Below are 14,526 nucleotides of genomic sequence, written 5' to 3' on the forward strand. Positions count from 1 at the left end.
GCATGGTGCACCGGGCCGGGTCGGCTCGTCCGCGCCGATCGCGGACGTTCACGGGGGTTCAGGCCGAGCGGACGCGTTCCGTCGTCGTGCGTACGTGCCTGTCGTGCACATCCCTCCCCCGTCAGCCGAACCGGGTCCGGGTGCTGGTCACCACGAGGGAGGAACGACGAATGAAACGGCACATGCGGGAGGACTACCTCGTCGAGGGCGAGGGTTTGCTCCTCTTCGACGACAATCACGAACCGACCACCCGCCGCCCGTCGACAACCGCCGAACTACGCAAGTTCCGGTTCTCCCGGCTCGGCCCGGAGGGTCGGGCGCTCTCCGAGCCGACCCGCACCGCCGTCGCCGAGGCGATGGTCGCCGGTGCGAACGCCGACTCGGCGGACCCGGCTGTTCCGGCCGGGTACACCTACCTGGGCCAGTTCGTGGACCACGACCTGACCATGGACAACACCGCTGCCGCGCTGGGCGAGGACGTCTCCGTCGACGAGTTGCTCCAGGGCCGCTCGCCGGCGCTGGACCTGGACTCCCTCTACGGCCGGGGGCCCGGGGACAAGCACGACCGGGTCTTCTACGCGGCTGACGGCGTACACCTCAAGACCGGCACCACGGCGGCGGTGGCCGGCGACGACCCGGTGGTCAACCAGGACCGGGACGGCTTCGACCTGCCCCGGTCCGGGCTGGGGTCGAGCAAGCGGGAGCGGCGGGCGGCGCTGATCCCGGACGCCCGCAACGACGAGAACCTGGTCGTCGCACAGACCCACCTGGCGTTCATCCGGTTCCACAACCGGGTGGTCGACCAGTTGGCCGAGGGCGGACTCGCCGGACCGGCGCTGTTCCGGACGGCCCGCTCGGTGGTGGTGAAGCACTACCAGTGGCTGCTGGTGCACGACTTCCTGCCCCGGATCGTCTCGCCGGACGTCGTCGACGACGTGTTCAGCCGGGGGCGCAGGTTCTTCGAGGTCTCCCCCGGCTACGGCTCCCGGCGGCGGGACCGGGCGGTGCAGCCGGGCGACCGGCCGACCATGCCCATCGAGTTCTCCGTCGCGGCCTACCGGCTCGGACACAGCATGATCCGTGCCGTGTACGACTGGAACCGCGTCTTCAACACCTCGGACCACCCGGACGTGCTGGCACCCGGCACCCTGGAACTGCTGTTCCAGTTCTCCGGTACCAGCGGCATCCTCTCGCCGGACGGCACCGTCGCCGATCCGGAGTCCGGGTCGTTCGAGCGGCTGCCGACCAACTGGATCGCCGACTTCCGCCGCCTGTACGACTTCACCGAGGCCGGCCGGGACGACCTGGTCGCGGTCGTCAGGCGGGACGAGAGCGATCCCGGGCAGCGGCAGCTCAACCTGACCCAGCGGATCGACACCCGACTGGTGGACCCGCTGCGCAACCTGCCCCTCGGCTCGTTCGGGGGCCAGGACGCACCGCCGCCGATCGAGCTGAACCTGGCCTTCCGCAACCTCACCCGGGCCGTGATGGTCCGGCTGGCCAGCGGTCAGCAACTGGCGCAGCTCTTCGACCTGGTGCCGCTCAAGGGCGACGAGATCCTGAGCGGCCTGGACGGGGCCGTACTGGACGGGCTGAGCGACGAGCAGAAGGCCGAGCTGACCACCAACACCCCGCTGTGGTTCTACATCCTGCGCGAGGCGGAGTTCAACGGCGGCCGGCTCGACGGTGTGGGCGCCCGGATCGTCGCCGAGGTGTTCCACCGGGCCATCGAGGGGAGCCGGATCTCGATCCTGCGTGACCCGACCTGGCGGCCGACGCTCGGGCCGGACGACGAGACGTTCCGGATGGTCGACCTGCTGCTGTACGCCTTCGAGGGCAAGGCCGAACTGCTCAACCCGGTCGGCTGATCCGAGCCGTACCCTCGACGCGCCGACCCGCTCGGTGTGCCCGGCAAGTGTGCCGGGCACCGGGCGGGTCGGCTCAGCGGGCGACCCGGTACCAGAGGTTGCTGCCCGACGCCGCCTCGGTCACGCTGATCCGTTCGAGCCTGACGTCGGCGCCGCCCGGCTGGGCGAAGAGCCGGGTACCGTCGCCGAGCAGGACCGGCACGACGCAGACCAGGATCTCGTCCAGTACCCCGGCGGCGAGGCACTGCCGGGCGACGTCGGCACCGAGCACGTTGACGTACCCGTCCCCGGCGGCGGAACCGGCGGCGGCGACCGCGCTCGCCAGGTCAGCGACGAAGGTGGCCCCCGGGACCGGTCGTTCCGGCGGGCGGTGGGTCAGCACGAACTGCGGCCCGCTCCACCCGCCGCCGAACGCCTCGCCCTCCTGCGGCGTGTCCCGGTACGGGTCGTCGCCGCCGTAGCTGCGGTTGCCGGCGAGAATGGCGCCCACCTTGCCGATCAGGTCGTCGATCGTGGGGTTCGGCCCGAGATACCTGGTCAACCAGGACATGTCGCCCCCGGGGCCGGCGATGAATCCGTCCAGGGACATGCTCGCCGAGTAAAGGAACGTGGCCACGGTTACCTCCGGGTCGGTTGGCTCTCACTCTCCTCCGTTGGGACGGCCGGCCGACCGGAAACTCATCGGTGCTCGGTCAGGCGGATGGTCGGGCCGGCTCACGAACGGTCGGTGGCCGGCAGCGACGGGGGCAGCGCGAACGCCGGAAACAGCCGGGGATCGTGGAACGCGACGATCTCGGCGATCTGACCGGCCTCGAACCAGAGCAGGGAGATCGCGAACGGCTGGTAGTCGGGGTCTCCGGGCCGCCGAAGGTACCCGGCCACCGCCGGCCGCCCGTTCGCCCGGGTCGGCAGCGTCCGGAACCGGCCGACGTACCCGGGCAGCGCCGGGTCCCAGCTCGTCGCCAGCGCCCGCATCACCGACGCCCGCCCCAGGAACCAGGTCGGGTACGGCGGCATCGTCGTCCGGACGTCCTCGGCCAACAGCCCGGCCACCGTGGCCAGGTCCGCGCGCTCCAGCGCGTCGACGTAGCGGCGCAGCACCGCCCGCTCCGCCTCGCTGGGTGCCGCCGAGGGCGCCCAGTCGAGGCGGCGCTCCGGCAGGTGCTCCCGGATCGTGGCCCGGGCCCGTTGCAGGGCGCTGTTCACCGACGCCACGCTGCCGTCGAGCAGGGTGGCGGTCTGGCTGGCCGGCCAGCCGAGCACGTCCCGCAGGATCAGCACGGCCCGCTGTCGCGGCGGCAGGTGCTGGATCGCGGCCAGGAACGCCAGCTCGATCGTCTCCCGGGTGACCGCCACGGCCTCCGGTTCGGTCTCGCTCGGCGCGGCCGGCTCCCACAGCCGGTCCGGGAACGGCTGGAGCCAGTGGATGTCGGTAGGCGGCGCCAGGTCGTCGTCCGGGTCCGAGGGGCCGCTCAGGTGGTGCGGGAGCATCCGCCGGGTACGGCCTTCGAGCGCGTCGAGGCAGGCGTTGGTGGCGATCCGGTAGAGCCAGGCCCGGATCGTGGAACGGCCCTGGAAGCCGGCGACGTTCTTCCAGGCGCGCAGGAACGTCTCCTGCACCAGGTCCTCGGCGTCGTGGTAGGAGCCGAGCATCCGGTAGCAGTGCACCCGCAGCTCGCGCCGGTGCCGCTCCACCAGGATCGTGAACGCGGACTCGTCGCCGTCACGCGCCGCCGCGACGAGCGTGTCGTCGTGCCCGGTGCCCACCTGTCGACCTCCATCCGCCCCGGCTCCGGTCCACCAGGTGCCCGTTGCCGGCGCCGGTCTACCAGTTGCCGGCGCGGCGGTCCCGCCAGGCCCGACCGTCCGGATCGTAGACCAGCCGGTACGTCGGGACCGCCCAGAGCCGCTGGTGCCACGGCAGCCGGTTCGTCTCGTGCGGGACCAGCCGTCCCGGTGGCCGGGGACCCTGCCGGCCGCCCGCGTGCCAGTCCCGCAGCGCGTTCGCGGCGGCCTCGACGGCGTCGACCGCCGAGTCCGGGTCGAGGAGATCGTCGTCGTCGCCGGGCGCCCGGTCCAGGTGCTCGCGGAGCAGGGCCAGCCGCAGGTCGCGGGGGAATCGGCGAGCGCCGTCGCCGAGGCCGGCCGGGTCGCGCGGCTCCCGTTCGTCGCGGGTGTCGTCGAGTACGGCGCAGGAGAGTTCGCTGTCGTGGGTCCAGGAGCGCCGGTTGAAGTTGTCGCTGCCGACGCTGCACCAGACGTCGTCCACCACGCAGACCTTCGCGTGCACGTAGACGGGGGTGCCGGCATGGTTCTCGACGTCGTACACGTGCACCCGGTCGGCGGCGGCCTCCCGGCAGAGTGCGATGGCCTGTTCCCGGCCGACCTGGTTCGGTGGCAGCGCGAACCGGCCGTCCACGTCCGGATGCCGGGGCACGACGGCGACCAGGTGCAGGTCGGGGTTCTCACGTAGCGCGTCGGCGAAGAGCTTCGCCACCTCCCGGGACCAGAGATACTGGTCCTCCAGGTAGACCAGCCGGCGGGCCCGCTTGATCGCCTTGGTGTAGCCACGGGCGATCGTCTGCTCACCGAGCTTGGCGAAGCCGTAGGCCGGGCGCATCGCCGGATAGGTCCGGAGCACCTGGATCCGGTGCGGTCCGCAGGCCGGCGGGTCGGGCGGCTGCGGCGGCAGCCGGTCGGCGTGCAGGTCCGCGCCGCCGAGCTTGTCGCGTAGGGTGCTGATCGGCCCGTGCTGGTCCAGCGGCGCCGGGTCGGTCCAGCGCTCCCGGAAGGTGAGGTCGAGTGCACCCACGACCGGGCCGCGCAGCGCGATCTGCACGTCGTGCCAGGGCGGGTGGTCGCCGTACGCGCTGGCCATCCGCACCGCCTGCGGGTCGCCCCGATGCTCGGCGTCGTCGCGCCGACTGTGGCACAGGTCGATGCCGCCGGCGAACGCGACGTCCCGCTCCGGCCGGCCGGGATGCCGCAGTACGACCAGCTTCTGGTGGTGGGAGCCGCCACGCCGGACCCGCTGGTCGAGCAGTACCTCGCCGCCGGCCGCCTCGATCTCCTCGCCGAGGTGCCGGTTCTCCTCCTCGCTGTAGGCGAACCGGTCGAGGTGGGAGCGCCAGATCAGGCCCTTGACGACCACGCCGCGCCGGGCGGCGTCGGAGAGCAGCTCGACGATGGTCGGGCCGTCGTCGCGCAGCCGCTCGTCCGGGTCGCCCCGCCAGTCGGTGAAGAAGACGTAGTCGCCCTCTTCGAGGGCCTCGACCTCGGTGACGAGCCGGTCGAAGTAGGTGGCACCGTGGATCAGCGGCTCGGCCAGGTTGCCGTCGGTCCAGGCGGGGAGGGCGGAGTCGGGGTTGTCCCGCTCCGCCTCGCTGAGAAACCAGTCCTGAACAGGCACGGGGCACCTTCCGCTAGGCGATCATCCCACCGTAGGTCGGGCGCCGGCCACCCGCATCCCGTACGCCCTGTTCAACGAACCGGTGTCGGGAGATGTCTGATCTATGCCTACGACAACCGCAGCGGTCGGCCCGTTCGACGTTCATCTGTGGAACAGGCATCTTCAGGCACCCGGTCAGCCCTTCCGACTGATCTATCGACATGGACATGGAGCTCTAGCGTTACCTTTATGAGGCTGACGTGGGCTGCCCTATGGGCGACCGCAACCGTGATCTTTGCCGTGCTTGTGATCATCCTTGTCCGCAGGGTCTTCGCGTGGCGGAACGGCGCGGCGGAACGGTTGCCGGAGCATGCCGGAGCGGAGGACTCCTCCGCCGGCGGACGCAGTGACAGTGGTGCGGTGTTGTCTCAGGTCATTATTGCTCTCGTGGCACTTGCGGCCAGTGTCTTCTTCGGCGTAATGACGGTACCTCCTGCCACCAGCGAACCGCCGACGGCACCGACCTCCAGCCCACAGCCGACCACGCCGGTACCGACGGAGGCGTCAACAACGCCTCCGGATCAAGCGGTACAGGATGTCGCGAAGATTGTCCGACTGACCAACCGCCCCGGCGTGGTGGCGGTTACCGTGCAGGTCGACGCGCCACCTTCCGCAGGTACGGAATATCTGTTGGTCGCCCATTTCCGTGGGTCATACCAGCTCAAGGGAAGGGTGAGCGCAGAGCAGGGCCGACACACCATAAACGCCGACGTGCAACTCGCCGATCCGGGTTCATGGCGCGATTTCTTCATCGTGACCGCCACCCCGACAGCGGCGGCGGACTGGAATGAGAGCACCAAGGACCCGATCCTGGAGATGCCGTCGGGGTCGAAAGAGGTAGGTCAGTCGGTTGCGCATCAGATGCCCAGGTGATGCTTATCGGCGACCCGCCCGTACCGGCGCGGGATCGGCGGGATTCCGGCGGGGGGGGGGCCCCCGCGCCGCGGGGCCCCCCCCCCCCCGGAGCCCGTCAGTTCGTCAGTGGCAGGGTGAGCCGGCTCGGCGAGAGCTGCACGGTGACTCCGGCCGCCAACGAGTCGGTGGTCAGATATTCACCGTGGTTGGCGACCAGCACCAACCCGATCCGGCTGCCGACCGGGAAGACGTAGTCCTTCGGCTCCAGCCGGATCGTCACCGTGTAGGCGGTACCCGGCGTCAGCGGCGTACCTGTCGTCAGCGAGCTGCGGTTCTTGGTGTCGATGGCGCCCCGGCTCACCACCCGGGTCGGTACCCCGTCGGTGTAGTGCACCAGCACGGCGGTCAACGGGGTGCTCGTCGAGGTGGCGCTGAACCGGACCTCGGCCGTGCCGGCCCCGGCCAGGCGCCGGGCGGTGGTCAAGGCCGGGGCGAGGTAGACCAGCCGGTTCGGCTTGGCGGTCTCCGGCTGGCTGGTCATCGCGTACTCGAGCTGGCCCCGGCTGTCGGTGAACGACTGGCTGGCCGCCGGGCCGGGCGCGCTGAGCAGGGTCCCGGCGGCGCCACTGCCCGGCCCACCGAGGTAGTAGTTGGTCGAGGTGACCGTCCCCGGCCAGCTCGGATAGGTGCTCGTCGTGCCGCCGGGCCGCTTGACGGTGGCCTGCGGCTCGCTCATGATCCCGTTGGCGATGCCGTAGAGCCAGTGGTCCATCCAGCGGCCCACGGTGTCCCGCCCCGCCAGGTCGCTGCCGAACGGGTCGACGTGCCCGCCGTCGTGCAGCCACAACTTGCGCGGCACGCCCTGGGCGGCGATGGCATCCCAGTACCGGCCGAAGTGGGTGGTCTTGGTGTTGTTGTCCTGCTGGCCGTGGACCAGGAAGACCGAGGCGTCCACCGAAGCCGCCCCGTCCCGGTAGTCGCGCTGCTGCCAGAAGGCGTTCATGTCGGCGGTGGCGTCGTCGGCCGAGTTGCCGAGCGCGGTGTACCGGGTGTCGCACTCGGCGTCGTGCGCGGGCGAGGAGACGTACCGGGCCAGGGATTCCGGGTAGCGGCTGCCGAAGCCGCCGTACGCGATGCCCTGGGCGCGGGCGTAGTCGTACCAGGCGGAGATGCTGGCGATCGGGACGATCGTCTCCAGCCCCTCGATGCCGGTCTCGGCGACGGCGATCGGCAGGGTGCCGGCGTACGAGACACCGATCATGCCGACCGCGCCGGTGCTCCAGTCGGCGACCGCGGGCGTACCGTCGGAGTAGGTCGCGGTGGCGCGACCACCCAGCCAGTCGATGGCGGCGCTCGCGCTGCGGACGTCCTCCGGGCCGCCGATGGTGGCGCAGCCGTCGGACCCGGCGGTGCCCTGCATGTCGACCTCGACGACGGCATAGCCGCGCGGCACGAAATAGTCGTCGTACCAGGCGGTGAAGTGTGCCGGGACGATCAGGCCGCCGCGCGGTGCGGTGCCGTCCCCGAAGTACGGGCTGGCGTGCATCACGGTGGCGACCTGGAGCCCCGCCTCGGTCTCCTCGGGCCGGATCACCTGCACGGCGATCCGGTCCGTCGCGCCGTCACCGTCACTGTCCATTCCGGAGTTGACGTAGACGGTCTCCTGGATCGCCGCGTCCCTGGCGAAGACGGGCTGGGTGGCGCCGTTCTCGACCCGCAGGCCGGGAGGTGTCGCGGCGACGGCCGGTGCCGGGCCGACCAGCACACCTCCGGCCGTCAGCACCCCGGCCACCAGGGCGGCGATCGATCTGGACATGGCTGTGCCAACGCGCTGACGCATGGTCCCTCCCCCGTACCGGACACGTGGCGCCACCATATCGACTCGGCACGATCTGACGGAAGTCGATGTGACGCCCGTCCAAAAGCCACTACCGGTACGCCCGTCCGGCCGGAAGCCGGGACTACGGGCCGGTGACGGAGGCGTCGTGCCGGTAGATCCAGGCCACCGCCTCGACGGACCAGTCGGTACCGCCGCCCGCCATCCGGGCGTCCCGGTCCCGCTGCTCCGGCCCGTCCGGCAGGTGGAACCGGATCTTGTTGTCGGCCGACAGCGCCTGCATCCGGGAGGTCCGGGGCAGCCGTACCCGCTCGTAGCGGGCCAGTGCCGCCGCCGGGTCGGTGCCCGGCTCGGCCAGGCAGGTGGCCAGGGTCGCGCCGTCCTCGATCGCCTGCGCCGCACCCTGGGCCATGAACGGCAGCATCGGGTGACAGGCGTCGCCGAGCAGCGTGACCCGCCCGACCGACCAGCGTCGCAGCGGCGGCCGGTCGAACAGCGCCCAGACGTACGTCTCGTCGACCGCCGACAGGATCGCGCGGACCTGCGGATGCCAGTCCGCGTACGCGGCCAGCGCCTCGCCGAGGTCGCCGCGATCCGTCCAGGACTCCCGCCTCCAGGCGTCCCGCTCCAGCACGGCGACGAAGTTGACCAGCCGGCGGTCGCTGACGAAGTAGTGCACGAAATGCCGTCCGGGTCCCAGCCAGACCTCTCCGGAGACCTCCAGCTCGAGGTGGCGAAGCCGATGTGCCGGCACCAGTCCCCGGTAGGCGACGCAGCCGGTGAACCGGGCCGCCTCGGCGCCGAACAGTTCCCCGCGGACCGTCGAGTGGATGCCGTCGGCACCGACCAGCACGTCGCACTCCGCCCGAACACCGCCCTCGAACGACGCCGTCACGGAGTCGCCGTGCTCGGTCAGGCCGGTGAGCCGGTGGCCGAGGTGCAGCCGGTCGGCCGGTACCGCCCGGGCCAGCGCGGCCAGCAGGTCGGCCCGGTGCATCTGGTAGTACGGATAGCCGAACCTCTCCTCCAGCGCCGCGCCGAGCGGTGCGCGCAGCAGGGTCCGGCCGTCCGCCCAGCGGCGCTGGTGCAGTGCCACCGGACGTACCCCGGTCCGGGCCAGCTCGGCGGCGAGGCCGAGCCGGTGCAGGATCCGGGAGGCGTTCGGGCTGATCTGTACCCCCGCGCCGGTCTCGGCCAGCGTCGCCGCCCGCTCGTAGACCCGCACGTCGAAGCCGGCCCGGAGCAACGACAGGGCGGCGCTGAGCCCGCCGATGCCGCCGCCGACGATGCCGATCCGGAGAGGGTCCGGCGGAGACGGGTGCGTTCCCGCCCGGCTCGCGGTCGAGCCGTCGGAGCGCACCATCCGGTCAATATATCGACGGGGCCTACTGGCGGGTGCCACCCGAACGGCGATCGCGGCCGAGCAACCCGGCCCGACCGGGAAGAGGTACCCGGCCAGCCGGGCGGCCGGAGCCGGCGCGGTCAGCGCCGGCGGCGGCTCCGGTTCTCCTGCTCGTGCAGCTCCTCGACCACCTGGCAGGCGTTGTGCATCGGGTCGAGCCGGTCGGCGTGGATCGCCACGCGTTGCAGCAGCTCCTTGAAGGCCGACTCGTCCCGGCCGAGTACGCCGAGGATCTCGGCTTCGGCACCGGCCAGCGCGGCCTGCCGGTCCTGCCAGAGCGCCTTGCCGGCCTCGGTGGCGACGACCCGGCGGCTGCGCCGGTCGGCCGGGTCGGGTTGCCGGGAGACCAGTCCGGCGGTCTCCAGGTCGTCGATCAGATAGGTGAGGACCGTCCGGTCGATGCCGAGCTGGGCGGCCATCGCACCCTGGTTGGTCGCCAGGTTCTGGCTCGCCGAGGCGACGACCTGGTAACCCCGGGGGCCACCGGGCACGTCCTTGACGATCTCCTCCGCGGCGCGGAGGTAGCGCCGCATGATCACCCCGAGCGCCCAGGCGAAGTCGTCCTTGAGCAACTCCGCCGCGATCCGACCGCCGCCGTCCTCGGGACGTGCGGCGGAGGGTGCGGGAGCTGCGGCGTCGGACACGTGACCAGCATACCCGTCAAGAAGATCATCGCCCGCTAGATATTCTGTCGGACAGAAGTATTTCGTCTAAGATAATCTGCGTCACAGTTATGCTGTGTAACCGCTTGTCTGTGACTAACTTGGTCGTCGATACAGAACTTCTGGAGGTAAGAGTGAGCCTGTTCCGACTCGACGCCAGCATCCGCGGCGAGCAGTCCGTCAGCCGAGCCGTCGCCGACACCGCCGAGGCGGCCTGGACCCGCACCCACCCGTCCGGGTCGGTCACCCGCCGCGACCTGGCCGCCTCACCGGTACCGGTGGACGCCTGGGCCACGGCGGTCAGTGCGGGATTCGTCCCGGCCGACCAGCGCGGCGAGGCGCAGGCCCGGGCCGCCGCCCTCGCCACCACCTACGCCGACGAACTCGTCGCCGCCGACGCCTACCTGCTCGCCGTGCCGCTCTACAACTACGGCGTGTCCCAGCACGTCAAGTCCTGGATCGACATCCTGCTCACCGACCCCCGACTCGCTCCGGGCCAGCCGTCGCCGCTGCGCGGCCGGCCGGCGGCGCTGATCGTCACCCGGGGCGGCGGCTACGGTCCGGGCACCCCACGGGAGGGCTGGGACCACGCCACGCCGTACTACCGCCGCTTCTTCGGAGACATCCTCGAACTGGACCTGCATGTCTGCGAGGTCGAGCTGACCCTGGCCGAGGTCACCCCGGCGATGGAGCCGCTGCGGGACCTGGCCCGGCAGAGCCTCGAAGCCGGCCACACCTCGGCCGGCAAGCACGGCGAACTGCTGGCCCAGCACGTGCTCGGCAAGGTGGCCTGACCGGCCGCTCCGACCGGTACGCGTACGGGGCCGCCGCCCGGCACACACCCCGTACGCGACCGCCGGCCACCTGCGTAGGCTTGCTGCTCGTGCTGATCCTGCTGCCTCCCTCGGAGGGGAAGACCGGTCCCCGCTCCGGCCGGCCGGTGAACCCGGACGCGCTGAGCCTGCCGGCGCTCAACCCCGGCCGGGAACGCGTCCTCGACGCGCTCGTCGCGCTCTGCGCCGGACCGGACCGGGTCCGGGCCCGGGAGGTGCTCGGACTCAGCCCGGGGCAGGACGAGGAACTGGACCGCAACGCCCGGCTGCGCACCGCGCCGGCCCAGCCGGCGGCCAAGGTCTACACCGGGGTGCTCTACGACGCGCTCGGCTTCGGCACCCTGCCCGGTGCGGCCCGGGCGCGGGCCCGGCGTTCCGTACTCGTCTTCTCCGGGCTCTGGGGCGCGCTCCGGATGGACGACCGGATCCCGGCGTACCGCTGCGCGATCGGGGTGAACCTGCCCGGGCCGGGTGGACTGGCGGCGTACTGGCGCGGGCTGCTCGACCCGGTGCTCACCGAGACGGCCGGCGGCGGGCCCGTGCTCGACCTCCGCTCCAGCGGGTACGCGCCGATGTGGCGGCCCACCGGCCGGCTGGCCGAGCGCACCGTGACGGTCCGGGTGCTGCACGAGCAGGTCGTCGCCGGCCAGGTCCGACGTTCGGTGGTGAGCCACTTCAACAAGGCCAGCAAGGGTCGGCTGGTCCGCGACCTGCTGCTGGCCGGCGCGGCACCCCGGTCGACCGGCCGGCTGGTCGAGGCGCTGCGCGACCTGAAGTACACCGTCGAGGAGCAGCCGGCGGTCGCCGGCCGCCCGCGTCAGCTCGACCTGGTGGTCACCGAACTGTGACGTCACGGACCGGCCGGGGAACCCCTTTCCCGCCGCCCCTGAGCGTGTTTCCGGTTCCCGGCGGGCTAAGATCGGCGCGCCGATCGCAGCCCTCGACCCCATTTCCGGGAGTGCTCGTGACCAACCAGGACTCCGTGCCGTCCGGTATCGACACCACGCAGATGAGCCACGCCCGCGCGTACGACTACGTGCTCGGTGGCAAGGATAACTTCGCGGTGGACCGGGAGGCGGCCAAGCAGGTCATCGCGCTCGCCCCGGACCTACCCGCCCTCGGCAAGGCGCAGCGGCGGTTCCTGCTCCGGGTCACCCAGATGTGCGCCGACGCCGGCATCACGCAGTTCCTCGACGTCGGCGCCGGCATCCCCACCGCGCCCAACGTGCACGAGACCGCCCGGGCCATCACCCCGGACGCCCGGGTGGTCTACGTGGACAGCGACCCGATCGTCTTCATCCACAACCGGGCCCTGCTGGCCACCGACGAGAACGTGGCCTCGATCCAGGCCGACGTACGCCGGCCGGACGAACTCCTCGACGACCCGCAGGTGCGGCGGCTGATCAACCTCGACGAGCCGGTGCTGCTGCTCTTCATCGGCCTGTTCCACCTGGTCACCGACGCCGAGGACCCGGCGGCGCTGATCGCGCGGTTCCGCGACCGGTTGGCTCCGGGCAGCTACGTCTGCATCTCCCAGTTCTGCACCGACGGCAGCGACCCGGCGGCGAAGGCGAAACTGGAGGAGATCTCGGCCAACTCCCCCGCGCCGATGACGTTCCGGGGCCGGAACGAGATCGAACGGTTCTTCGACGGCTTCGAGTTGCTGTCGCCCGGTGTCGTCGACGTGCAGGAGTGGTGGCCGGACGAGAAGGCCCCGCCGACCATGCTCAAGGTCGCCGCCGGGGTCGGCCGGAAGCTGTAGCCCGGCCAGGGCCGCCCGGGGGTCATTCCGACCGGTGCCGGTCGGGCGCCGTCAGTACGGTCAGTTCCGGTGCGCGGCCAGATCGGCCAGTACCTCCAGCATCGCGGTCACCGCCGGGGCGCGGAACTCCGGTCTGGCCGTCACCGCGTGCAGCCGGCGGGTCGGCAGTACCGGGATGGTCGGACGCAGTACCACGTCACGGCGCACCGCCACGGCGGCCAGGGTGGGCATCAGCATCACGCCGACACCGGCCGCCACCAGGGCCTGCTTGCCGCTCCAGTCGTCGCACCAGAACCCGATCCGGGGTGCGGCGCCGAGCGCCTGGGCGAGCGGAGCGACCGGGCCGAGACAGTCCGGATGCGCCCCGTCGATCCAGGTCTCGCCGCCCAGCTCGGCCAGGCGGACCCGGCGGCGCCGGGCCAGCCGGTGCTGGGCCGGCAGGACGACCTGGAGTTCCTCGTCGAGCAGGGGCACCAGGTCGACACCCTCGACGTTCATCCGGGCCGGGTCGGCGCCGATCGGGGCGTCCCGGGCCGCCTGTGGCTCGTCGTAGAGGTGCCAGTCGGTCACCAGGGCCAGGTCGATCCGCCCGTCCCGGACCGACGGCAGCAGCGCCGCCTGGTCCAGTTGCCGGAGGCTGAGCACCACACCAGGGTGGAGCCGCCCGAACCGGCGGACCGCCTCGGGCACGAAGTGCGTGTTGACGCTCGGAAAGGCCGCCAGCCGAAGTTCGCCCGACTCCAGTTCGGCGAAGGAGGCCAGCCGGGCCTCCAGATCCCGCAGCCGGTCGAGACTCTCCCGGGCCAGTTCGATCGCGACCGCACCGGCCGGGGTCGGCCGGACACCACGGGCGTCCCGGCTGAACAGCCGTACGCCGAGCCGCCGCTCCAGACCCGCGACCTGTCGCGAGACGGCGGGCTGGGTCAACGAGAGCGCCGTGGCCGCCGCCGAGAACGAACCGCGCTCGCCGACCGCGACGAGTACCTGCAACGACCAGGGGTCAAGCATGCGTCAAGCTTATGGCAGACCCAACCAACCCGCAGTTGTCCGCATGGCAGATCCGGTCGACGCTTGACCGGTGAGTCCAATCAGCACGATCCGGGCCTACGAGCCGGACAGCGGCCACGTCACCGCCGCCCGGATCGCCGAACAATTGACCTTCCTTGCCGGACGGCTGCCCCCGCCGCCGGCCCGGATCCTCGACGCGGGCTGCGGGCACGGCGACCTCGCCCGAGCCCTCGGCCAAGCCGGCTACGCCGTCCTGGGCGTGGACGCCGACCCGGTGGCCGTCAACTCGGCCGCCGCGCGCGGCGTCGCGGCCCTCAGCGCCGACCTGGCCGACTACCAGGACGAACACCCCTTCGACGTGGTGCTCTGTTCGCTCTCCCTGCACCACATGGCGGACCTCCCCGGCGCGGTGCGGCGGGCATGGACGCTGCTGCGGCCGGGCGGGACGCTGGTGGTCGACGAGTTCGCCTGGGAGCGGGCCGACGCCGCCACCGCCGGCTGGTACCACGACATGGCGGCGGTGCTCGGTGCGACCGGGACACTCCGGCCGGAGCCCGACGGCCGGCCGGTCGAGCCGTCGCACGCGCACTGGGTCGAGCGGCACCGCGACGGGTACCGCCTGCACCCGGGGGAGGCGGTCGTCAGGGAGATCGCCGGGTTCTTCGACATCCGCGAGACCGTGCGGGTGCCGTACCTGCACCGCTATCTCGGAGACCGGCTCGGCGACGACGCCGACGGGTTGGCGGTCTTCACCGTACTGCGAGACATCGAGCGTCTGCGGGTGGCCGACGGCGGCCTCACCGCGGTCGGCCTGCGGCTGCTCGCCCGGGCCCTACCGAAAGGGAACTGAG

13 protein-coding genes are annotated in these 14,526 nt (G+C 72.0%); 6 read left to right on the forward strand and 7 right to left on the reverse strand.

The window, feature by feature from the left end; genetic code table 11:
* The first annotated feature begins 170 nt into the window (after nt 1-170).
* Complete coding sequence (locus tag V1634_RS19170) at nt 171-1,868, forward strand: peroxidase family protein (RefSeq protein ID WP_331209242.1); 1,698 nt, start codon at nt 171-173, stop codon at nt 1,866-1,868.
* A gap of 73 nt (nt 1,869-1,941) precedes the next feature.
* On the opposite strand, the gene V1634_RS19175 is transcribed toward V1634_RS19170, so the two are convergent.
* The 3 genes from V1634_RS19175 to V1634_RS19185 all read right to left on the reverse strand — a co-directional run bounded on the left by V1634_RS19175 (nt 1,942) and on the right by V1634_RS19185 (nt 5,277).
* The gene (locus tag V1634_RS19175) at nt 1,942-2,484 is read right to left on the reverse strand and encodes a dihydrofolate reductase family protein (protein WP_331209243.1); all 543 of its coding nucleotides are present in this window, start codon (nt 2,482-2,484) and stop codon (nt 1,942-1,944) included.
* Nucleotides 2,485-2,582: 98 nt separating this feature from the next.
* A complete protein-coding gene (locus V1634_RS19180) occupies nt 2,583-3,635 on the reverse strand; it encodes a sigma-70 family RNA polymerase sigma factor (protein WP_331209244.1) in 1,053 nt (350 codons plus the stop codon).
* 58 nt (nt 3,636-3,693) lie between these two features.
* Nucleotides 3,694-5,277 (reverse strand): phospholipase D family protein, encoded by a 1,584-nt coding sequence (locus tag V1634_RS19185; protein WP_331209245.1) that lies wholly within the window; start codon nt 5,275-5,277, stop codon nt 3,694-3,696.
* 228 nt (nt 5,278-5,505) lie between these two features.
* Here V1634_RS19185 and V1634_RS19190 point away from each other — a divergent pair, with 228 nt between their 5' ends.
* The gene (locus V1634_RS19190) at nt 5,506-6,189 is read left to right on the forward strand and encodes a superantigen-like protein SSL4 (protein WP_331209246.1); all 684 of its coding nucleotides are present in this window, start codon (nt 5,506-5,508) and stop codon (nt 6,187-6,189) included.
* Nucleotides 6,190-6,286: 97 nt separating this feature from the next.
* Here the strand turns inward: V1634_RS19190 and V1634_RS19195 are convergent, their stop codons facing one another.
* The 3 genes from V1634_RS19195 to V1634_RS19205 all read right to left on the reverse strand — a co-directional run bounded on the left by V1634_RS19195 (nt 6,287) and on the right by V1634_RS19205 (nt 10,054).
* Complete coding sequence (locus tag V1634_RS19195) at nt 6,287-7,987, reverse strand: CocE/NonD family hydrolase (protein ID WP_331209247.1); 1,701 nt, start codon at nt 7,985-7,987, stop codon at nt 6,287-6,289.
* A gap of 145 nt (nt 7,988-8,132) precedes the next feature.
* The gene (locus tag V1634_RS19200) at nt 8,133-9,371 is read right to left on the reverse strand and encodes an FAD-dependent monooxygenase (RefSeq protein WP_331209248.1); all 1,239 of its coding nucleotides are present in this window, start codon (nt 9,369-9,371) and stop codon (nt 8,133-8,135) included.
* A 119-nt stretch (nt 9,372-9,490) separates the two neighbouring features.
* Nucleotides 9,491-10,054: a MarR family winged helix-turn-helix transcriptional regulator gene (locus V1634_RS19205; protein ID WP_331209249.1), complete on the reverse strand. Its 564-nt coding sequence runs from the start codon at nt 10,052-10,054 to the stop codon at nt 9,491-9,493.
* Nucleotides 10,055-10,206: 152 nt separating this feature from the next.
* Here V1634_RS19205 and V1634_RS19210 point away from each other — a divergent pair, with 152 nt between their 5' ends.
* The 3 genes from V1634_RS19210 to V1634_RS19220 all read left to right on the forward strand — a co-directional run bounded on the left by V1634_RS19210 (nt 10,207) and on the right by V1634_RS19220 (nt 12,667).
* The gene (locus tag V1634_RS19210) at nt 10,207-10,866 is read left to right on the forward strand and encodes an FMN-dependent NADH-azoreductase (RefSeq protein WP_331209250.1); all 660 of its coding nucleotides are present in this window, start codon (nt 10,207-10,209) and stop codon (nt 10,864-10,866) included.
* An 89-nt stretch (nt 10,867-10,955) separates the two neighbouring features.
* Nucleotides 10,956-11,753, forward strand: coding sequence for a peroxide stress protein YaaA (gene yaaA, locus V1634_RS19215; RefSeq protein WP_331209251.1), 798 nt, complete (start codon nt 10,956-10,958; stop codon nt 11,751-11,753).
* Between the two features lie 116 nt (nt 11,754-11,869).
* Nucleotides 11,870-12,667, forward strand: coding sequence for an SAM-dependent methyltransferase (locus tag V1634_RS19220; protein WP_331209252.1), 798 nt, complete (start codon nt 11,870-11,872; stop codon nt 12,665-12,667).
* Nucleotides 12,668-12,727: 60 nt separating this feature from the next.
* On the opposite strand, the gene V1634_RS19225 is transcribed toward V1634_RS19220, so the two are convergent.
* Nucleotides 12,728-13,675 (reverse strand): LysR family transcriptional regulator, encoded by a 948-nt coding sequence (locus V1634_RS19225; protein ID WP_331209253.1) that lies wholly within the window; start codon nt 13,673-13,675, stop codon nt 12,728-12,730.
* Nucleotides 13,676-13,745: 70 nt separating this feature from the next.
* Between V1634_RS19225 and V1634_RS19230 the strand changes: the two genes are divergently transcribed.
* On the forward strand, nt 13,746-14,525 hold the full coding sequence (locus V1634_RS19230) for a class I SAM-dependent methyltransferase (RefSeq protein WP_331209254.1): 780 nt from the start codon (nt 13,746-13,748) through the stop codon (nt 14,523-14,525).
* Nucleotide 14,526 lies beyond the last annotated feature (1 nt).

It is taken from the genome of Plantactinospora veratri (assembly GCF_036421995.1).
Taxonomy (GTDB): Bacteria; Actinomycetota; Actinomycetes; order Mycobacteriales; family Micromonosporaceae; genus Plantactinospora; species Plantactinospora veratri.